Here is a 22,156-nt window from a genome sequence, read left to right as displayed (position 1 = left end):
CGGCATTATAACGATTAAAGAAGTACGACATCGAATATATTTTAAGATAAAGCATATTCCGAACTACCTTGTGTTTAATTCTTCCAACAACTGCCAACCCAATAAATATCAAGACACTACGATATCCGCCAGAAGCGGATACGGGTTTGCAATATCTATTTAAAATCAATGCGTATGAAAACACATCTATTTAGGATGGCGGGAAGTAATTATATTGCTGCCTTGCTTTTTTTACTGATCACCTATTCAGGTTTTGGCCAGGCCTTCACGGGCACTTGGGCACTCACGAACAATAATTCCGTCGCGGTTACCGGTGGCGTAGTTACGGGAACACCGATGGCTATCGGAAGTGGCATCAACAGCCCCAGCTATAGCAGTGGAGCAGGTGTAACGACAAGTTCTTGGTCAACCGATGCGGGAAGTCTCGTGACGAATGAATATTACGAATATGAGATCGTTCCTATTCCGGGAAATAAGCTTACGATAACTTCGCTCTCGTTCGAACATAGTGTTACGAATGGAACCTGGGCCGCCTCGGCTCAATATTCGCTTAACGGATTCGCAACGGGCGGAACGTCGCTCGGAACATTTGTATCGGGTAGCACAGTACCCACATCACAGTCGTATACCGGCACGATCACAGTGTTGCCAACACAAACGTTCTCGGTCCGAATTTATGCTTGGGACTCCGACGGAAGCAATCGTAGCTTTCGCAACCGAAGTGTAGTGATCAGCGGTACTTCATGCGCCGGTCCAATAATTTCAACACAACCCACAACACAAACGTTATGCGCCGGAAGCAGTTTGAATTTGTCGGTAACGGCAACGAACGCCACGAGTTATCAATGGAAAAAGGGCGGTTCAAATATTTCAGGCGCGACTTCGAGCACGTATTCAATCCCGACTACAGTAACCGGCGATGCAGGAAGTTACACGGTCGATGTGATAAACGCGTGCCACACCGTGACGTCAACCGCGGCAGTGATCACGGTAAATCCTGTCTTAGCGTCGAGCGTCAACATAAGCTCCACGGCGACTACGATTTGTGCAGGAACAAATGTAACCTTCACGGCAACGCCCGTAAATGCGGGATCTCCGAGTTATCAATGGAAACTGAACGGAAATAATGTCGGGACGAACTCGACGACCTATTCAAACAACGCGCTTACCAACGGAGCCGTAATAACCTGCGTAATGTCTTCATCGACGCCTTGTCGCACGGGGTTGCCCGCGACGTCGAATGCAATAACGATGACGGTGAATCCGCAGCTTCCTGCGAGCGTCACGGTATTGGCTTCAGTAACTACGATCTGCGCGGGAACACAAGTGACATTCACGGCCACTCCCGTAAACGGCGGAAGTTCTCCATCGTACCAATGGAAAGTCAACGGTACGAACTCGGGCACCAACAGCGCCACATTCCAATCGTCGACGTTAAATAACGGGGACAGCGTGACGGTCGTAATGACATCGAACGCTTCTCCGTGTCTTACGGGATCTCCGGCGACTTCAGCTGCTACCGTGATTACGGTGAATCAGGTTCCGACCCCGGTTATCCTGACGCCGACATCGACAACCGTGTGTCAAAATACGATCGTCCCGATCAATGCGACTGGTGGTGTTTCGACGAGTTACCCGATCATGTCCGAGAATTTCAATGCGACCCTTTCGTTCACGGCTGCCGGAACTTCGAGCACAGGTTCGCCATTTGCCAATCGCGCGAGTACGTATTCCGTTGCGGCAGTCGGTGATTTCGCATCGCCCGACGCGAGTAAATTCATGCTTGCGAATCAAGGGACTTTGTTTTCATCGGGGACCGCAAATACTACGCTTACGTCGGCCTCGATAAATACTACAGGTTATAACGGATTGACGCTCTCTTACAAGCACACGTATAAAAAGGGAAGCGAGTCAGGCGTTTCGGTTCAGGTTTCCGTGAACGGCGGTACTTGGACTAATGTGAAAACATATGCATCGTCTCAAGGTGACGACAACGCCTTTGTCACTGATAACGTAAATCTTAACAGCTACATTAATGTTGCCGATCTCAAGGTCAGGTTCAATTACGTGGCCAATATCGGTTTGTTCTCAACCGCATGGTGGGGAATTGACGACGTGTCACTCAGCGGAAGCGCGCCACTACTAATTTGGTCGCCGACAACCGGTTTGTATACTGACGCGGCAGCAACGGTAGCTTACACGGGAACATCTGCTTTCAAAGTGTTCGCTAAACCGACATCGACAACGACATATACCGCTACTTCACAAAGTCCGTTCGGTTGCGGTACCGAGTCGGCCGATGTAACAGTTAATGTAAACCCTTTGCCGACACTCGCCTCGACATCCCAGGCCGCAACAATCTGCCAGAACGCCGATGCGACGATCAATCTAACGGGAATGTTGGCGGGAAGTACTTCTACAGTGAGTTACACGATTAACGGCGGCGGCACCCAAACGGCTACATCGGTAATTGCCGACGGTTCGGGCAACGCTTCGTTTACGGTGAACCTTGTTTTGGGAAATAACGGACAAACCTTGGCGATCACGAATATCCAACGCACTGATTTGCCATTCACATGTTCGTTCGCGCCCGCGGCAAACAACACCGCGACTTTGCAGGTCAATGCGATCGTAACGTATTACGCCGATGATGACATGGATACTTACGGGGACGTGAACGCGCCTTTGGTCACGTGTTTTGCTCCGCCTGCGAATTACGTGCTTGACAGTACCGATTGCAACGACGACGACGCGACCATGCATACGACTTTTTCGTTTTACTTGGATAGTGATGAAGATGGTTTCGGGGTTGGTTCGCTCACACCTGTCTGTGCTGTCGATGTGAATACGCCGCCAGTGGGATATTCTTCCAATAATACTGATTGCAACGACGCCGACGATACCGTGAATGCGAATTTCGACTTCTTCGTCGATACCGATCTTGACGGTTTCGGAAGCACGACGATTCAAAGTGTCTGTGCGGTTGATGCAGGATCGCCTCCGTCAGGCTTTTCACTAAACAACACCGATTGTAACGACGATGTCGCTGCGATCCACGCCGAATTCGATTTTTATGTCGATGGCGACGGCGATACGTACGGAACCGGAAGTTTGATCAGCGTTTGCGCTGTCGATGCCAACACGCCTCCGGCAGGTTATTCGCTCAATGCGACCGACTGTAACGATGCGCTTGCGTCGGTTCATCCGAATACGCCTGAAGTTGCCTTCAACGGCATCGATGACGACTGCGACGGAACCATAGACGAAGGAAGCCAATTGTTCTCGCAGGTGTTGCCTTCTCAATGCGGAACCACTTTAACGGTTATCAATGCGCTTGTCGGGGCCGTGAGCTTCGGTGCGCCCGTTGACGGCTATCGCTTCAAGGTAATCAACAACACGACCCTGGCCGAACAAACGATCGACCGTTCATCTCCGAACTTCCAATTGTCGCAACTTCCGAGCTACGATTACGCGACAACCTATACGATTTCGGTAATGCTTCGTCGCAATGGCATCTGGCTCAACTATTACGGGCCGACATGCCTGGTCTCAACGCCGGCCGTACTCGATAATGGAGGAGCGGCTTCGGTCACTCCGTCCCAATGCGGAATTACGTTGCCCAACATCAGCACGTTGATAGCGACAACGAGTTTACAGGGCGTGACGGGTTACCGTTTCAGGATTACGAACACGACCGATCTTGCGGCGCCGAACCAAGTCCAGATATTGGATCGCGTCACACACTGGTTCTCGTTGACGATGCTCAGCACATATGTATACGGCACGACGTACACGATCGAAGTTGCCGTGAAAACAAATGGCGTCTATTCTGGATTCGGCGCGCCTTGTGCGGTCAGTACGCCAGCCGTTCCCGTAATCACCAACCCGGGAACCGCGACCACGCCGACCATGCTGTTTTACACGACGAGCATGAACCGCGCGACGTCGTACCGTTTCGAGCTTACGTATCTTGATGGAGGTTTCACCACTACCGTAGTAGATCGCCCGTCGCAGTATTTCAATTTCAATCAGATTCCGGGATTTGTCGTCGGCGGAAATTACGCGATTCGCGTTGCCGTAATGACTTCGGGCGTTTGGTCACCGTTTGGAGAAAGCGAGTTGATAACAGCACCAGGGTTCGCACGCTCGTCGATCAAGGATGAGGTCGAAACGCCTGAAACGGCATTCAGGGTTGTTACGTACCCGAATCCATATACGGAATCCTTCTCGATCGATGTCGATTTGCCGACCGATGAAAAACTTAACGTCAAAGTCTACGACATGCTTGGCAAATTAGTAGAGACACGTGACTTCGAGTCGATCGATGCGGAAGTGCAGCAGTTCGGCAAGACACTTTCGGCGGGCGTGTACAACGTAATCGTCACCCAAGGCGCGAACGTCAAGACGCTTAGGGTCATAAAACGATAAACTTTAAATGGAATTTAAAAGCCTCTCTTGAACGGGAGGCTTTTTTTTTACATCGTGTAATGGTGTGAATTTTTCCGAAAATAAAAAAGCCCCTTCTTTCGGAGAGGCTTTTTTTTTATGTCTTGGAAAATTAAGCTACTTTCTTGTGTCGTCTGTACGTGAAGTAAACGAATACGATCGCCAAAACTGCAAGCCAAATCAATTTGCCGTTGATAGGAGTTGCGGGCGGATCATTGCCTTCAAGGTCATCATTTTCATCATCAGATCCGGGTTGGGCAAAAGCCACGAAATCAATCAAAAGGAAAAAAGTAAGAAAATATAATTTGAATAAATTCTGCTTCATTATGCTGGGTTTTGCGGTTGTAAAGATAGGAATCATTTTGGAATAGCGAAACTTGACTGTCTGTTTTTTAAGACTTTATTCGCAAAGAACGAAATTTAAAATTATCCTCACATTAAATTCATTTATTCTTAAATATAGGCAAATTAATCTATTCGAATTCCGACGTAAAGAATAATTTCACACTTGGATACTTGGATTGCGTCATCTGGATAGTGAAATCAGAGTCGGCCAGAAAAACCAATTGTCCATACTTATCATGCGCGAGAAATTTTTGTTTGATGCGTCGGAATTCCTTAAACTCTTCATTTTTAGCGTCGTCGGGCTTTACCCAGCACGCTTTGTGGACGGGAAACGGCTCGTACGAACACTTCGCGCCGTATTCGTGTTCCAATCGGTATTGGATAACCTCATATTGAAGCGCTCCGACCGTCCCGATGATCTTGCGATTGTTCATCTCTAAAGTAAACAACTGCGCCACGCCTTCGTCCATCAATTGGTCGACGCCTTTCTCGAGTTGTTTTGCCTTCATCGGGTCGGCGTTGTTGATATAGCGGAAATGCTCGGGCGAAAAACTCGGAATTCCTTTGAAACTCATGTTTTCACCTTCGGTAAGCGTATCGCCGATCTTGAAATTCCCCGTATCGTGCAACCCGACGATGTCGCCCGGATACGAAATGTCAACTATTTCCTTCTTTTCGGCGAAGAACGCATTCGGGCTCGAGAACTTGAGTGATTTTCCCTGTCGCACATGCAAATACGGTTTGTTCCTTTCAAACGTTCCCGACACGATTTTCACGAACGCCAAACGGTCGCGGTGTTTCGGGTCCATATTCGCGTGTATCTTGAATACGAATCCCGTCAGTTTTGTCTCTTCGGGATTTACTTCGCGCGTGTCCGATTCCTTGGGGCGAGGCGACGGAGCGATTTCTATAAAACAGTCCAAGAGTTCGCGCACTCCGAAGTTGTTCAACGCCGACCCGAAAAACACAGGTTGTAAATTTCCTTCGAGATAATCGTTTCGGTCGAATTTCGGATACACTTCATTGATCAGTTCCAGTTCCTCACGCAACTTATTCGCGGGTTTGTCGCCGATGATTTTCTCGAGCTCAGGATTTGCAACGTCTGAGAATGCTATCGTTTCCTCAATATTTTTTCGGCTGTCACCGCTGAACAGATTGATGTTCTTTTCCCACAAATTGTAGATTCCCTGAAAATCGTAACCCATTCCGATCGGGAAACTCAGTGGCGTAACGCGCAATCCGAGTTTCTGTTCGACCTCGTCCATCAAATCGAACGCGTCCTTACCTTCTCGGTCGAGTTTGTTGATGAACACGATCATCGGGATGTTTCTCATGCGGCAAACCGACACGAGTTTCTCCGTCTGTTCCTCGACACCTTTCGCGACGTCGATCACGACAATCACTGAATCGACCGCGGTCAACGTTCGGTACGTATCCTCGGCGAAATCCTTGTGTCCGGGCGTATCGAGAATGTTGATTTTCTTGTCTTTGTAGTTGAACGCCAGCACCGACGTGGAAACCGAGATTCCTCTCTGGCGCTCGATCTCCATAAAATCCGATGTCGCACCTTTCTTGATCTTGTTGCTCTTGACGGCTCCGGCTTCCTGGATCGCGCCTCCGAACAACAGGAGTTTCTCGGTCAATGTCGTCTTACCTGCATCGGGATGGGAAATAATCCCGAACGTGCGGCGTCTTTCGATTTCTTTTAAAAAGCTCATGTTTTTTGAAATAGGGTGCAAAGGTAGGGATTTTGGTTCAGGGTGCAAGGTTCAGGGCTCAGGGTTTTGGGCGTTCCGGCGGCTTTAAAAAAGCTGGTCGCATTTTTAAAGCCGCCGTCGGGCAGGCGGCAGTCGCTGCGGCTGTCGTGCCTAAGCCGCGAGCTTCAACAGTGCCGCCAACCCTAACGCGGGAGCAAACTTCGAAATTCCCCGTTCGTTAATCGATATTCGACATTCAAAAAACCCAATTCAAAACTTCAATATTTGAAAATCGACGGTAGATAAAAGAAATTCAAAAGAATAATGAATGTCGAACAACGAACAAAGAATCCAATCAATTCTCCTTTTTGCGTCGAACCGCTTTTGGTTTTGCGACCGCGAAATTTTCAAGCACGGGCATTTGCTGCTGCCACAGTTGGTAGTATTTTCCTTGTGTTTTGAAGAGTTCAGCGTGGTTGCCTTGTTCAATGACTTTTCCTTTTTCGAGCACGACGATCTTATCGGCATTTATAACCGTGCTCAAGCGGTGCGCGATCAATACAATTGTTTTTTCGCGGTCGCGCAGGACTTTCAACGTGTTTTGGATGTAGTTTTCAGACGTGCTGTCGAGCGATGAGGTCGCCTCGTCCATGACCAATATTTCGGGTTCTTTGTAGAGTGCGCGCGCGATCGCGATGCGTTGTTTTTGTCCGCCTGAAAGCGTCGCGCCGTTTTCGCCCAGGTGCGTTTCGAAACCATTCGGCAAAGCTTCGATGAAATCAAAAATCCCGATGTCCTTGCAGATTTTGATGATGCGCTGCATGTCGGGTTCGAACGATCCGATCGCGATGTTTTCGATCACGTTTCCTGAAAAAAGATCGATCTGCTGCGGCACGACCGAAACCAATTCGCGCAGGCTCGCGTTGTCGATATACCGTAAATCGAGATCGCCGATATGGATGTTTCCTTTTTGGATCGGATAAATGTTCTGCAGGAGCGAAATCAAGGTTGATTTTCCCGAACCGCTTTCCCCGACGATGGCCGTGATTTTTCCGTGCGGAATCGTAAGGCTGAAATCGTCGAATACATCGACGCGGGTTCCGTATCGGAATGCGACGTTTTTAAACACGATGTCGCCCACGTCGGTCTTTTTGGCTTTTATCTTGTCCTGGGTTTCCTCGTGTTCGAGGTCGAGGATTTCAAACAATCGGTCGGCGGCGATAAGCGCGTTCTGGATTTGGTTGTTGGCCGTGATCAAACTCGCCACGGGTCGCGTGAAATATCCTACGATCGCGTAAAACGACAACAATTCCCCGGCCGTGATTTCACGAGCGATCACAAAATACGATCCGCTCCAAAGCAAGATGATCGTGAACAACTGGGCGACGAACGTGGAACTCGTATTCGAAAAAATGGAATTTAACGACGATTTATAACCCGATTTGAGCAATTTTATGAATCGCGTTTCGGTGTTGATGTTCGCATATTCCTCGAGCCCGAAGCGTTTGATCGTCCCGATTGAATTCAACGATTCGATGAGTTGGCTTTGCAGGCTTGCCGAATTTTCCATGACGGCGCGTTCGGTTTTCTTGTTGAGTTTGTCGGTCACATAATAAATCGCGGCATACAATGGAATCACGAGCAACATGATCAACGCGAGTTTCCAGTAAAATGAGAACATGAGCGCGAACGAGAAAAACAGGATCATCACGTTTACCGTAAGCGTTAACGAAACGCTGTTGATGAATGTGCGGATCTTGACGGCGTCGCTGATCCTCGACGTGATTTCACCCACGCGCATGTTGTCGAAGAATTGTTGCGGCAGTTTGAGCAGGTGTTTGTAGTAACCCAAAATCAGTCGGACATCGATTTGCTGGCCGGTTTTTATTAGGAAAATGTCCTTGAAAATCCCGATTACGATCTGCAGCAGCAAAAGCGCGATCATGATAATGCTCAGTAAATTCAATAATCGCGTGTTGCCGCCGACGAGCACGAAGTCGGTGATTTTTTGGATGTAGATCGCAGTTGAGAATCCGAGCAGTGTGAAAACCAGTGCTCCGATGAGCGCCTGGATCAACACGAATTTATGTGGTTTGAGCAAGTGCCAAAATCGTTTCGTGACGTCGGTTTTGGAGCTTCCGGTCTGGAAACCTTCGTCGGGCATCAGCAAAACTAAAATTCCCGTCCATTCTGACTTGAACTCGTCGTGGGTTTTTTCGTGGAATTGTCCGTCGGCGGGATCCATTATCGTTACGGTTTCTTTGCTTACCGAATAAATCACGACATAATGATGGAGCGTATCGTTCACGACGACGTGCGCGATCGCGGGTTTGGGAATTACCGACAGGCTGTCGAAATCGGCGCGAACGCCCTTCGCTTCAAACCCGAGCTTTTCGGCGGCTTCGATGATTCCCAGGATGTTCGTTCCTTTTTTATCGGTTCCGGCGTATTGCCTGATGCGTGCTATCGGGAGTTCCAGATCGTAATGTGCCGAGATCGATGCGATGCACGCCGCGGCACAATCGGTCATGTCGTGTTGGCGGATACTCGTCTTGGCGTGTTTGGCTGTTTTGAATTTTTTGGTGAGGTCCGTTACGTTTTCACGCACGTATTTTTCGGCGATGTCGTAATATTTTGCGAGGCTATCGATGGGGCTTTTCTTTTTCATGGTCATATCTAAAAATATCAAAAAAAGCAGGGACAACTTTTACGCTGTTCCTGCTTTTTCTTTCAAAACATTTAGGTTTTTGAACCTGAATTGAGATTAGATCCCGAGGACGTCATCGAACAAATCGTCCAATTGCAGGCCGAATTGCGTTGTTGATGTCGCTCCGTCCTCGTCGGTTGTCGAATTGCTGAAGACGATTCCTAAACCACCTCCGTTAATGTTTCTCAATTCGCTTGCTGATAAATTTTCTAGCGTTTTCATACTACTAAAGTTTTAGGTTTATAAATAACCAAAACAAGTTGTGTTGTCCTGTTTTGATATTTCAAAGTTACGTTCGTTCACTGCACAAAGCTTGCAGTGGCGAGGTTTGAACGGTTTTTTGGGTTGGATTTAACGATTGGTAGGCGTTGAGGGATTATTTAACGATTTTTGGGGAAAATGTGGAAAGGGCGTTGTTTTTTTATTTTTAGATTTAACCCTTTAAGAGTTTGAAACTCTTAAAGGGTTGCCCAAAAAACCGTAAACGAATTTCAAACGCAAAAAACGAGGAACGACATCCAGCCGTTCCTCATTTCCATTTCCCAAAGGAAATACGTTGTCGTTCGTCCTTAGAATCCAAGGACATCGTCGAACAAATCATCCAGACTGATTCCGAATTGCGTGGTCGAAGTCGCTCCGTCCTCATCGGTTGTTGAATTGGAGAATCCGATTTGCAATCCACCTCCGTTAATGTTTCTCAATTCGGCTGCTGATAAATTTTCTAGCGTTTTCATAATACTAAAGTTTTAGGTTTATACTAACCAAAACAAGTTGTGTTGTCCTGTTTTGATATTTCAAAGTTACGTTCGTCCACTGCATCAAGCGTGCAGGGAAGTCGCGGATTTCGCGTTTTAGATTTATTTTAACGTCGGGCAAAAAAAAGAGCCTCATCGAGACTCAAATTGTTTTTGGTGAATTCAACATATATATTGTCGGTGCCCGAAAAGACTGTGCAACAACAACTCATTTTCTTCATAATAGGCTCCCGCAAAAACCTCTCGCGTTTCGGCCTGCGTCATCACGGTTACTGAAATGTTGACTTTAAGCACGAAATCATCTTCATAAAAATACGTGCGACGGCTGCGGCTGTAATTGATGCACGCCTGGAAATCCTTGAGCATGTCGATCAGATTATAGACAAGGCGTTCACTGATGTCCATTTGGGCGGCGAGTTCGGCGGGCGTTCCCGTGGATTCGGTCTGGATCAAATCGTGCAGTCGTTGCAGTCGTTCGAGGCTTTTCAATGTCTTCATAATTGGGGTGGTTTATAGTTGTGAGTTGTAGTTTTCGATTTAAGTTCGGCTTGGATTGAGCCAGTCGTCCACGCCGTCGTACAAAAGTTGGTACAGCGAGCGTTCGGTCAGAATGAATTGCGCATTTAGCGTCATTCCCTTTTTGAGGTTGCCTTTGAAGCCGTTTTTGAGTTGCAGATAACGCTTATTGACGTCGCATCGAACGCGGAATGCCGGATTCCCATTGAGCATTTCGACATCCTTTCCGATTTCGATGATTTTTCCGTTCGCCAATCCCCATTGGTTGTAATTGAATGCGTCGATCTGGAAAATCGCGGGATTTCCTACTTTTAATAATCCAATGTCCGACGGACTCACGTAACATTCCACGATGAGTTTGCCGTCGGGCGAAATCTGCGCGATATCGGTTCCCTGATTCACGTATCCGCCTTTCTCGAGTTGCACCACGTCGAGCATCGTGCCCGAGACCGGAGCCGTGACGATTTGGTGCGATTTGTCGCTTCCGAGGATTTTCTTGCCGCTTTGCAATTCGTCCATCAAATTCTGGTTCGTGATCAGATCGGCTTGCCAAGAACTTTGCTGTTGTTTCTGGAGACGCGAAATTTTGCTCAACGCCAAATCGTGTTCGAGTTGTACGCTTTCGTATTCGGCCCTCGCGATCACGCCTTTTTTGTAGAGTCGGCGGCCGCGTTCGAAATCGCGATTGGCTTGGGCGAGGCGCGTTTTGAGTTCGGCGATTTCCTGTTCGTATTGCAAGAATGCTTTTTGGTACGTCGGCGATTGCAGGCTGTCGGACTTAATTTCAGATTGCGTTGTGAGATAGGTAAGGTCTTTCACGAACAGTGTTACGTCTTCGATCTTGTTCGACGAGAGCTCAAGTTTCTCATTGATCGAACTGTTGTCGAGCACCAATATCGTGTCGCCTTTCTTAACGGTTTTGTTGTTTTCGAGATCCGAGTAGATGATTCGGCCCGAATTGATGAGCGCGATAGGGACGCGGCCTTTGTCGGGCGTCAATAAACCTTGTGCCGACGAATAAACATCGACCTTTATCATCGGCAAAAGCAGGAAGCCGATAATCACGACCGCAAGTAAAATCGTATAGATTATCTTGCTTGTCACGGTGTGCTTGAATTTGAAAACCTCGGTGGTATTGTCCAGGATTTCTCTCGGGAAAATGCTCATAGTGGTATTTTATGCTATTAGTTTCTTCCTTTGATGCGCCATATCGCACGATTCAGTCCTGCTTCATTTTTCTTTTTTTCTCCGCATCGGTAATACTAATTACGAAAATCCTCACGGCGATAGATGTCAAGGTTTTACTAAACATTCGTTAAAAAGAAAAGCGCGCCGCATTCGATAGTTGGGCGTTTCGTTTGCGATATTTTTACCGATGGAAATTTTAAACGCATCTTTTCCTGCCGATTACACCCAAAAATCCCGATCATAAATCTGTTAATAATAATTTGTTAATAGTAAACACAATGCTTGTATGCCACGATTGAATTGCTACTTTTGTCAGTCGTATTTTCTATCTGGGAAGCGATGGAAATATCTATACCGTAAAACTTTAGTTAAACCAATGAGAATCAAACATTTGTTGATTGGATTGCTGCTCGCGGGAACTGCCGCTACAGCCCAAAAATCTAAAAAGGAAGTGCTGTTTACTATCGACGAAAAACCGTACTATATTGACGAATTCCTCCGCGTTTACAACAAAAACCTCGACCTTGTAAAAGACGAGTCGCAAAAAAACCTCGACCAATACCTCGAGCTTTTCGTGGGTTACAAACTCAAAATCAATAAAGCGTACAAGCTTGGTCTTGAAAACGGTCAGGGTTACAAAGGCGAACTCAAGCAGTATCGCGGCCAACTCGCCAAAACCTATTTGACCGATTCGAAAGTCACGAAAGAACTTGTGGATGAAGCCTACCAACGTTCGCTAAAAGAAATCCGCGCCTCACATATCTTATTCTTGGTCGACGAGAACGCTGCTCCGGCCGATACGTTGAAAGCCTACAACCAAGCCGTCGAAGTTCGCAATAAGGCCGTTGCCGGAGAAGACTTCGGTAAACTCGCCGAACAATATTCACAGGATCCGTCGGCTAAGGAAAACCAGGGTGATCTGGGTTATTTCTCGGCATTCCGAATGGTATATCCGTTCGAAAGCGGCGCGTACCACACGAAAAAAGGCGAGATTTCAAAACCGGTCCGTTCGCGTTTCGGATATCACGTGATCAAGGTGAACGACATCCGCGACAACCGTGGCGAAATGTCGGTGGCGCACATCATGATCCTGAAACCGAAGACTGACGATGCCGCCGAAGCCAAGAAAGCGAAAGACAAAATCTACGACATCTACAACAAATTGCAGCAAGGCGAGAGTTTTGAAAGTCTTGCGAAACAATTCTCTGACGACAAATCCTCGTCTTCGAAAGGCGGCGTCTTGAATCGTTTCGGATCGGGGCAATTGAGTTCCGAAGAGTTTGAGAACACAGCGTTTTCATTGTCGAAAAACAAGCCGTTGTCGGAACCGATCGAAAGCCAGTTCGGATGGCATATCATCAAATTCATCGAGCGTTATCCTGTGAAAACATCGGACGAGATGAAAGGCGAACTCGAAAATAAGATCAGCAAGGACGACCGTTCACGCCTTATAACGGCTTCGTTGAACGAGAAACTGCACAAGAAATACAAGATCAAACGCAACGAAAAGGAATACAAGAAAGCTGCGGCCGCGGTTACCGATGCGATCTACAAGAACGAATGGGAAACTCCGGATTTGAAGAATTTCGAGTCGACGTTGGTTACGATCGATAAGAAAAACGTACCGTCGGCTGATTTCCTTACATACGTGCTTTCACAACAAAAAGCGGGTCTGACTGAAAAACCGATCAACAAATTGACCGACAAGTTGTACGACAAATTCCTCGACGAACAACTCAACCAATATTACAACGACAACCTCGAGAACGAATTCCCGGAATTTTCGGCCGTGATGGACGAATACCGCGACGGTTTGTTGTTGTTCGACCTCATGGAAAAGGAAATCTGGGAGCGTTCGAAAACGGATACGATCGGATTGAAGAATTTCTACGACGCGAACAAGGCGAAATACCAATGGAAGAACAGGCTTGATGTCGTGATCGTCTCATCGACCAAGCAAGACGTCGTCAAAGAAGCTGAAAAGATGCTCAAGGCCGACAAGACTGCCGACGCGATCAAGGAAAAACTCAACACGAAAGACAAAGTAAACGTGATGACGACCGCAGGTGTTTTTGAAGAAGGAAACGACGCGTTGCCAAAAGGCTTGAAGTTCGAGGCGGGCGTTTCAGAAATCATCAAGGAAGGCGATTATTATTTCGTCGCGAAAGTCAACAAGGTAATGCCGGCCGGCCCTAAAACGCTCGACGAGGCGAAAGGGCGCGTAGTCAACGATTACCAGGAATATCTCGAGAAAAATTGGGTGAAAGACCTCAAGTCGGAGTTCGCGTTAAAGGTGAACAACGACACGTTCCAAAAGGTCAAGAAGCAAATGAACCAATAATGAACAAGGTTTTGGGCATAGGGTTGTTGCTGGGCTGTATTGCCTGCTCGGGCCCGAAAGCCAAGCCTGAAGCCGTTGCGCGGGTAGGCGAGTCCTATTTGTATAACGAAGATATCAAAGATCTGGTGCCGTCGGGAACGTCGAAAGAAGACAGCGTGGCGATCGTTCGTGGTTTCATCGACCGATGGGCGTCGCAAAAACTGCTCATCGAAGCCGCCGAACTCAATTTGAGCGATGCGAGGAAAGTCGATTTCGACAAGCTCGTCAAGCAATATAAAGTCGATCTGTATACCAAGGCCTACATTGAGGAAGTGGTCAAACAATCGGTCGACACGACGATTACCGAAGCCGAATTGCAATCGTATTACGACGACAACAAGGAAAATTTTAAAACAAACGGGACGTTGGTGCGTTTAAGGTATATCCATTTGCCAAAGGACAACCCGCGTTACGTGACGATAAAGCAAAAGTTCTTTGATTACAGGAAGTCGGACCGCAAATTTTGGGAAACCTACGCGCTCCAATTCAAGGATTTCGCGTTCAACGATAGCGTTTGGGTGAGCATTGAACAGGTGTACGCGAAGTTGCCGTTCATCAATCCCGACAACCGCGACGCGTATATTTCAAGCGGGAAATCGATCCAGGAAACGGATTCGCTCGACGTATATCTGGTCAAGATCCGAAACGTGATCAACCCGAACAACACGAGCCCGTTCGAGTATGTAAAACCGACGTTGCGCGAAGTAATCCTCAACAAGAGAAAACTCGAGCTCATTAAAAAATTTGAAAAAGAAATAACAGACGATGCCATTAAAGACAAGAAGTATGAAGTTTATAAGTAAAATCGTATTCGCGATCGCGGTACTATTGCCGATGTTCGCCAACGCCCAGGATACGACCGATGTGGCTCAGAACACCGAACAACCCGTTTTCCAGAAGCGACAAAAAGTGGACGGAATCGTAGCGACGATCGGGGATTATTTGATCCTTGATTCCGACATCGACAAGGCGTATCTTGAAATCCGCAGCCAGGGCGCATCGATCGACGGCATTACGCGTTGCCAGATTTTGGGCCGACTCATGGAAGACAAATTATACGCTCACCAGGCGATCCAGGATAGTATCGTGGTAACCGACGGACAAGTGCGTGAAAAAATGGGCAAGCAGATCGATTACATGGTCGAGCAGCTTGGTACGATGAAGGATGTCGTGGCTCATTTCAAGAAAGACAGCGAGGAAGATTTCCGTAACGACATGTTCGAGATTATGAAAATGCAGATGCTCACCGAGCAGGAAACCCAAAAAATCATTGAAGAAGTGCAAATCACGCCTGAGGAAGTGCGCACGTTCTTCAACAAGATCCCAAAAGAGGAATTGCCTACGTTCGGAGCTGAAATGGAAGTCGCCCAGATCGTCGTGCTGCCAAAAGTAACCGATGCCGAAAAGCAAAAGGTCATCAACAAGCTCAAGGAAATCAAGAAAGAAGTCCAGGACGGCGCGAGTTTCTTCGGGAAAGCCGTTTTGTATACTGACGACAAGGCTTCGAGCCCGACCGGCGGTTTCTATAAGATCAACCGAAAGACGCAGTTCGTGAAGGAATTCAAGGAAGTCGCGTTCAGTCTGGCCGAAGGTGAAATCTCGGATCCGTTCGAAACCGAATTCGGATTCCATATCATCATGGTCGAGAAAATCCGTGGCCAGGAAGTGGAATTGCGCCACATCTTGATGGCTCCCAAAGTTTCGGACGAAGCACTTAGGGACGCGAAAGAGAAGATTGCGCTAATCAAGAAACGCATCGAGCAAGGAGAAATTTCTTTTGCCGACGCTGCAAGAACGATGAGCGATGAAAAAGAAACCCGCGCGAATGGAGGCGTTCTGCTCAACCCGAGAACACAGGATACGCGTTTCGAATTGACTAAAATGGATCCCGCTTTGTATCGCGATCTTTCGGGATTGAAAGACAAAGAAATTTCGAATCCGATTCTTGAAACCGAACAAAACGGCAAGAAAAAGTATAAATTGCTTACCGTGATGAACCGTTACGACGAGCACACCGCCGATTACGCGAAAGATTACACGAAAATCAAAGCGCTCGCGCTGAAAGAAAAGCAGTTCGCTGCCGTCGGAAAATGGTTCGATACGAAAATCAAGGATACGTACGTGAAGATCAACGGCGAATACCGCGATTGTACGTTTACGAACAACTGGTTGAAAAAGTAATTGACAATTGATAATTGACAATTGACAATTGGAAATGAATAATTAATAATTAACAATGAATAATGATTTGGGAGCGGCGGGTTTGGTCGTAACTCAATACCCATTACTCAATACTCATAACTAATTAAATGTCAGACGTTACGGCAATCCAAAATCTCGTAGAAAAGCGCAACTTTCTAAAAAAGGAAATCTCCAAAATCATCGTGGGGCAGGAAGAAGTCGTCGACCAAATCCTGTTGTCGATTTTCTCGGGAGGCCACGCACTTTTGGTCGGCGTTCCGGGATTGGCCAAAACGCTTATGGTGAACACGATCGCGCAGGCACTCGGACTCGATTTCAAGCGTATACAGTTTACGCCCGATTTGATGCCAAGCGACATTTTGGGAAGTGAAATCCTCGATGAGAACCGCACGTTCAAATTCATAAAAGGCCCGATTTTCTCGAATATCATCCTGGCCGACGAGATCAACCGTACGCCTCCAAAAACACAGGCGGCTTTGCTCGAGGCGATGCAGGAACGCGCCGTGACGATCGCGGGCGAGAACCACAAATTATCGCTTCCGTATTTCGTATTGGCGACGCAAAACCCGATCGAGCAGGAGGGAACATATCCGTTGCCTGAAGCGCAGTTGGACCGTTTCATGTTCTCGATAAAACTCGATTATCCGTCGTTTGCTGAGGAAGTCCAGGTCGTGAAAAGTACGACGTCCGACGAAAAACAAACGGTCAATCCGTTGTTTTCGGCCCAGGAAATCATCGACTTCCAGCATTTGGTCCGTCGCGTTCCGGTGGCCGACAACGTGATCGAATACGCCGTGACGTTGGTGAGTAAAACGCGTCCCGACAATTCACTCGCAACTGATTATATCAAGAATTATATCGATTGGGGAGCCGGACCGCGCGCCTCACAAAACCTAATCCTGGCCGCGAAAGCGCACGCCGCGTTCAACGGAAAATATTCACCCGATATCGAAGACGTCAAAGCCGTAGCGACCGGGATCCTGCGCCACCGCGTCGTGAAGAATTACAAAGCCGACGCCGAAGGAATCTCCATCGAAAAAATCATCGCTTCATTGTATTGATTTTCGTTTCGAGTTCTTTGTCGTAGAAAAATAAGAAAGCGCTGCCCATCATATCTTGGGCGGCGTTTGTCGTATTATCGACTTCGAGGATGAGTTCGTAGTCGTGGTTTTTGTAGAGCCAGATTCCGCTCTCGGACACGAAATCCGCAACCTTCGCGAGCCCGATCTTGTTTTTGTAGTTCGTGACTTTGCTCGTGAAGATCGCTTTTCCTGACGTTTTATCGAACAAGATCAGCGACGTCGCGAACGGATGTACGTGAACTGCCGACGCGTGCAATCGCAGACTGTCCTTGATTTCGAGTTGGGAATTTACGTCGCTGCGATAGGTTTTTTTTCCTTTGGGAATAACCCAATGTCCCGACAATTTTTCGCCTTTATCGTTCTGGTACGTATGGTTTTTCGTCTCGACGGGAACGCAACTGTTCGCATTCGGATCCAGCGGTTCTTTGAAAGGATCGTTCCGGTCAAACGGCAGCATGATGAAAACCGTTCGGCTCATAAGTGGTTTGAGATTTTCGTTTTTGGCCGAATAATCGATCGTGACTTCGTGCTTGATCCAGCGATATTCGTCTTTTATGTTGTGGTTGAGCGATTCGGTGGTGATGTGAAGCAGGTCGTTCCCACGCATCGGAATACCGTAACCTTTCGGGAACCTGAATTTTTCGAGGCCGTTCGAAAGCGACGTCATCCTTGGATAATAATTCCCGATCCGGTCGTGCAAACCGAAGTTCCCGAAGTATTTCGAATCGTTGAAATCGACGTTCGTGTGGCAGATGAAATCGTTCGACAAGCGTTTTTTCGTCTTCGCATCGACGGCCTTAACTTCGAAGCCCGTGATCCAGACCAAGCTCGAATCGCTCGAGAGTTGCACGTAATTCGTGGCTTTCGGGCCTTCCATCGATTTGTAGATGCCGTCGATCAAAAGCGTCGGGGACAACATGCGATATGTCGAGGTTTTGCTCGAGATATTCCATTCGTTGTCAACCAAACCCGTGCGATGCAGAAATTCGGTCTTCACGATGGCTCTGTGCCTATTGCTCAATTGCGAATACACGATCGCGCCCGCAACGATCCCAATGACAGCGACGCCCGCAAGAATTTTGTATATCTTTGGTTTCGGCATGATGGCAAACTTACAAATTATATGAGCGCCCAGACTTCGCAACGTGTATTCGGGCTCGATTTGATGCGCGCGGCGGCGATCCTTATGGTCGTTTTTGGGCACATCGGCTGGATTTTGCCCAAAGAGTTCGAAGTCGTGAACGCGTTGTTGTCGCTGTCGGGATTTTTGGGCGTCGAGATTTTTTTCGTGCTCAGCGGTTTCCTCATCGGACGGATTTTGTATCGCGAATTCACCCAGAGCACTTTCAACTTCCGGTCGATCCTAAATTTCCTCGGACGACGCTGGCTGCGCACGTTGCCCAATTATTTTTTCGTACTTTCTCTCAATATTTTTCTCGTGTTCGCGGTGTTCCGATATGACATTGACGATGTTTGGAAGTATTTCTTTTTTCTACAGAATTTCAGTCACGCGATGCCGGCCTTCTTTCCCGAATCCTGGAGTTTGTCGATAGAGGAATTCGCGTACTTGCTATTGCCGATCGCGTTGTTCGGGTTTTCGTTTTTCAGCGGTAATCGTCGCAATGTCTTCTTTTTCGGCGTATTTGTCTTGTATCTTTTCTTCATCGGAACAAAAATATATTACGACCAAACGACCGAATTCACGACGATGGCACAATGGAACGTAAATTTAAAAGGCGTGGTCATTTTCCGAATCGACGCGATTTGTACAGGCGTCCTTGCGGCTTGGGCATCGGTAAATTTTCAAAAGACCTGGATGAAATTCAAATTGTTGTTCGCTCTCGGCGGTTGCGCGCTGCTATTGGCGTTGTGCTTCTCACTCGCGATGCGAATCACGATGGCGAAGTTTCCGTACTACTGGAACGTCCTGTTTTTGCCTCTTATCTCGTTGGCGATGGCGTTTTGGCTGCCGTTGCTTTCATCATGGCGAAGCGCGAAAAAATTCGTAAGCATGCCGATAACCTTCATAAGTCTTATATCGTATTCCATGTATTTACTGCATTACAGCGTCGTGATGCAGTTGCTGCACGTCTACATTTTGCCCGAATCGGATTGGGCGATCACGACGTTGTTTTATCTGTCGATCACAGTCGTTTTTTCTTATTTACTCTACCGTTTTTTCGAAAAGCCGATCCTAAAATTTCGCGATTCGAAGCTCAAGACTTCCGAAATCGATTTCAGAGGCTAATTTAGAATCATTCTTAGGCTTTTGTGCAGAGCGATAAATGCGGTGAAATTTCCAAATCGACAATAAAAATACTTTAAAATAACAAATCGGTAAAATTTTCACTTCAATATACATTTTCTACAAATAATTACAGAAATTCTTTGTAATTGGAAATAATAATACTCGGATTTGTTCATTTTATTAAAAATATTTCAGTTGTTGGCCGAATTCAGTAAATTTGCAGAACACAAATTAACACCTTGGGCAATTTTGCCGAACAGTACAAAGTAAATCCAACATTATGGCTTTTGATATTGAAATGATACGGAAAGTCTACGCGAACATGCCTTCGCGCGTCGATAAAGCGCGTGAGATCGTAGGCCGTCCGCTCACACTTTCAGAAAAGATTTTATACAACCACCTTTGGGAAGGAACGCCATCCCAAGCTTTTACACGCGGTAAGGATTACGTGGACTTCGCTCCGGACCGTGTCGCGTGCCAGGATGCGACCGCGCAGATGGCGCTTTTGCAGTTCATGCACGCCGGGAAACCACAAGCCGCCGTACCGACTACGGTACATTGCGACCACTTGATCCAGGCGAAAATCGATGCGAAAACCGATTTGGCCCGCGCGAAACAACAATCGAATGAGGTGTTCGACTTCCTGTCGTCGATCTCGAACAAATACGGAATCGGATTCTGGAAACCCGGAGCCGGAATCATCCACCAGGTCGTTCTTGAAAACTACGCGTTCCCTGGCGGAATGATGATCGGAACCGATTCGCACACCGTAAACGCCGGAGGTCTCGGAATGGTCGCCATCGGAGTCGGTGGTGCCGATGCCGTGGACGTAATGTCGGGCATGGCGTGGGAATTGAAGTTCCCGAAATTAATCGGAGTTCACTTGACAGGAAAATTGTCGGGCTGGACGGCTCCAAAAGACGTCATCCTTAAAGTTGCCGGAATCCTCACCGTGAAAGGTGGAACGGGAGCTATCGTGGAATATTTCGGGGAAGGCGCGACCGCAATGTCGTGTACCGGAAAAGGAACGATCTGTAACATGGGTGCCGAAATCGGGGCGACGACTTCAACTTTCGGATACGACGATTCAATGGATCGTTACCTGCGTTCCACGAACCGCGCCGACGTTGCCGATGCAGCGAACGAAATCCGCGAGTATCTGACAGCCGATGCCGAGGTTTATGCAAACCCTGAACAATATTTCGACCAAGTAATTGAAATCAACCTTTCAGAATTGGAGCCGCATTTGAACGGTCCTTTCACGCCGGATTTGGCTACGCCGATCTCGAAAATGAAAGAGGAAGCCATCAAAAACGATTGGCCATTGCAAATCCAGGTCGGTTTGATCGGATCGTGCACGAACTCGTCTTACGAAGATATCGCACGTTCGGCGTCACTTGCCAAGCAGGTCGCCGATAAAAAACTAAAGACGAAAGCACAATTTACGATCACTCCGGGATCTCAAACGGTTCGCTACACGATTGAGCGCGACGGTTTTATCGACACGTTCGATAAGATCGGAGCGACGGTTTTCGCCAATGCCTGCGGTCCGTGTATCGGAATGTGGGATCGCGAAGGTGCTGAAAAAGAAGAAAGAAATACGATCGTCCACTCGTTCAACCGTAACTTCTCGAAACGCGCCGACGGAAACCCGAACACTTTGGCATTCGTAGGTTCGCCCGAGTTGGTGACGGCTTTGGCAATCGCCGGAGATCTTTCGTTCAACCCGCTTACCGATACATTGATTAATGAGGACGGAGAAGAAGTTCGCCTCGATGAGCCTACAGGTAACGAATTACCGCCAAACGGTTTCGACGCCGACGATCCGGGTTATCAGGCTCCGGCCGCCGACGGATCGCACGTACAGGTTGCGGTTAGCCCGACATCAGAGCGTTTGCAATTGCTTGCGCCTTTCGATCCGTGGGATAAGAAAAATATCACAGGTGCGAAATTACTTATCAAGGCATTCGGAAAATGTACGACCGACCACATTTCAATGGCCGGACCTTGGTTGCGTTTCCGCGGACACTTGGATAATATCTCGAACAACATGCTTATCGGTGCGATCAACGCGTTCAACCAAAAGGCAAACTCGGTGAAAAGCCAGTTGACGGGCGAATACGATGCTGTTCCCGCAACGCAACGTGCTTATAAGGCTGAAGGAATTCCATCGATCGTCGTTGGAGATCACAACTACGGTGAAGGTTCGTCACGCGAGCACGCTGCGATGGAGCCGCGTTTCCTTGGTGTGAAAGCCGTTTTGGTGAAATCGTTCGCGCGTATCCACGAAACGAACTTGAAAAAGCAAGGCATGTTGGCGCTTACTTTCGCCAATGAAACCGATTACGATTTGATCCAGGAAGACGACACGATCAACTTCCTCGATTTGACCGAGTTCGCTCCGGGCAAGCAATTGACCTTGGAATTCGTCCACAAAGACGGTTCGAAAGACATCATCATGGCAAACCACACGTACAACGCCGGCCAGATCGGTTGGTTCGTTGCGGGTTCGGCCTTGAACCTGATCGCTGCTGCCGAAGTCTAGTCGACAGAAATCATAAAAACAAAAAAGCTTCTCATAACGGGAAGC

Annotated in this window: 15 protein-coding genes; 7 read left to right on the top strand and 8 right to left on the bottom strand. The window is 47.7% G+C overall.

All coding sequences use genetic code 11. The annotated features are described in order from the left end of the window. The first annotated feature begins 174 nt into the window (after nucleotides 1-174). Nucleotides 175-4,428 carry a T9SS type A sorting domain-containing protein gene (locus EOO50_RS07875; protein ID WP_290839085.1) on the top strand — a complete coding sequence of 1,418 codons (4,254 nt, stop codon included), beginning with the start codon at nucleotides 175-177 and terminating at the stop codon, nucleotides 4,426-4,428. 130 nt (nucleotides 4,429-4,558) lie between these two features. Here the strand turns inward: EOO50_RS07875 and EOO50_RS07870 are convergent, their stop codons facing one another. The 7 genes from EOO50_RS07870 to EOO50_RS07840 all read right to left on the bottom strand — a co-directional run bounded on the left by EOO50_RS07870 (nucleotide 4,559) and on the right by EOO50_RS07840 (nucleotide 11,633). Continuing rightward, on the bottom strand, nucleotides 4,559-4,771 hold the full coding sequence (locus EOO50_RS07870) for a hypothetical protein (protein WP_290839084.1): 213 nt from the start codon (nucleotides 4,769-4,771) through the stop codon (nucleotides 4,559-4,561). A gap of 148 nt (nucleotides 4,772-4,919) precedes the next feature. Next, nucleotides 4,920-6,509 carry a peptide chain release factor 3 gene (locus tag EOO50_RS07865; RefSeq protein WP_290839083.1) on the bottom strand — a complete coding sequence of 530 codons (1,590 nt, stop codon included), beginning with the start codon at nucleotides 6,507-6,509 and terminating at the stop codon, nucleotides 4,920-4,922. A gap of 334 nt (nucleotides 6,510-6,843) precedes the next feature. After that, complete coding sequence (locus EOO50_RS07860; RefSeq protein ID WP_290839082.1) at nucleotides 6,844-9,156, bottom strand: peptidase domain-containing ABC transporter; 2,313 nt, start codon at nucleotides 9,154-9,156, stop codon at nucleotides 6,844-6,846. Nucleotides 9,157-9,252: 96 nt separating this feature from the next. After that, nucleotides 9,253-9,417: a hypothetical protein gene (locus EOO50_RS07855; RefSeq protein WP_290839081.1), complete on the bottom strand. Its 165-nt coding sequence runs from the start codon at nucleotides 9,415-9,417 to the stop codon at nucleotides 9,253-9,255. Nucleotides 9,418-9,764: 347 nt separating this feature from the next. After that, complete coding sequence (locus EOO50_RS07850; RefSeq protein ID WP_290839079.1) at nucleotides 9,765-9,929, bottom strand: hypothetical protein; 165 nt, start codon at nucleotides 9,927-9,929, stop codon at nucleotides 9,765-9,767. Nucleotides 9,930-10,112: 183 nt separating this feature from the next. Next, a complete protein-coding gene (locus EOO50_RS07845; protein ID WP_290839078.1) occupies nucleotides 10,113-10,448 on the bottom strand; it encodes a DNA-binding protein in 336 nt (111 codons plus the stop codon). A 39-nt stretch (nucleotides 10,449-10,487) separates the two neighbouring features. Further along, on the bottom strand, nucleotides 10,488-11,633 hold the full coding sequence (locus tag EOO50_RS07840) for an HlyD family efflux transporter periplasmic adaptor subunit (RefSeq protein WP_290839077.1): 1,146 nt from the start codon (nucleotides 11,631-11,633) through the stop codon (nucleotides 10,488-10,490). Between the two features lie 397 nt (nucleotides 11,634-12,030). Here EOO50_RS07840 and EOO50_RS07835 point away from each other — a divergent pair, with 397 nt between their 5' ends. From EOO50_RS07835 to EOO50_RS07820, 4 genes are all read left to right on the top strand, one after another. Beyond that, nucleotides 12,031-13,995 (top strand): peptidylprolyl isomerase, encoded by a 1,965-nt coding sequence (locus EOO50_RS07835; protein WP_290839076.1) that lies wholly within the window; start codon nucleotides 12,031-12,033, stop codon nucleotides 13,993-13,995. Continuing rightward, nucleotides 13,995-14,837, top strand: coding sequence for a hypothetical protein (locus tag EOO50_RS07830; protein WP_290839075.1), 843 nt, complete (start codon nucleotides 13,995-13,997; stop codon nucleotides 14,835-14,837). The genes EOO50_RS07835 and EOO50_RS07830 overlap by 1 nt, the downstream gene beginning before the upstream one ends. Further along, entirely contained in the window at nucleotides 14,821-16,215 is a 1,395-nt protein-coding gene (locus EOO50_RS07825; RefSeq protein WP_290839073.1) for a peptidylprolyl isomerase, read from the top strand. The genes EOO50_RS07830 and EOO50_RS07825 overlap by 17 nt, the downstream gene beginning before the upstream one ends. A 128-nt stretch (nucleotides 16,216-16,343) precedes the next feature. Then, a complete protein-coding gene (locus tag EOO50_RS07820; RefSeq protein WP_290839072.1) occupies nucleotides 16,344-17,297 on the top strand; it encodes a MoxR family ATPase in 954 nt (317 codons plus the stop codon). Here the strand turns inward: EOO50_RS07820 and EOO50_RS07815 are convergent. Beyond that, nucleotides 17,278-18,420, bottom strand: a complete 1,143-nt coding sequence (locus EOO50_RS07815; RefSeq protein WP_290839071.1) for a hypothetical protein — start codon at nucleotides 18,418-18,420, stop codon at nucleotides 17,278-17,280. The genes EOO50_RS07820 and EOO50_RS07815 overlap by 20 nt on opposite strands. Nucleotides 18,421-18,441: 21 nt before the next feature. Between EOO50_RS07815 and EOO50_RS07810 the strand changes: the two genes are divergently transcribed. Both EOO50_RS07810 and EOO50_RS07805 read left to right on the top strand, forming a co-directional pair. Continuing rightward, a complete protein-coding gene (locus EOO50_RS07810; protein WP_290839070.1) occupies nucleotides 18,442-19,566 on the top strand; it encodes an acyltransferase in 1,125 nt (374 codons plus the stop codon). A 280-nt stretch (nucleotides 19,567-19,846) separates the two neighbouring features. Then, the gene (locus EOO50_RS07805; RefSeq protein WP_290839068.1) at nucleotides 19,847-22,111 is read left to right on the top strand and encodes an aconitate hydratase; all 2,265 of its coding nucleotides are present in this window, start codon (nucleotides 19,847-19,849) and stop codon (nucleotides 22,109-22,111) included. Nucleotides 22,112-22,156: the final 45 nt, after the last annotated feature.

This window comes from Flavobacterium sp. (assembly GCF_004211145.1).
GTDB lineage: Bacteria > Bacteroidota > Bacteroidia > Flavobacteriales > Flavobacteriaceae > Flavobacterium.
Note: the sequence above shows the minus strand (reverse complement) of the source record. Positions and strands in the feature narration are given on the sequence as shown.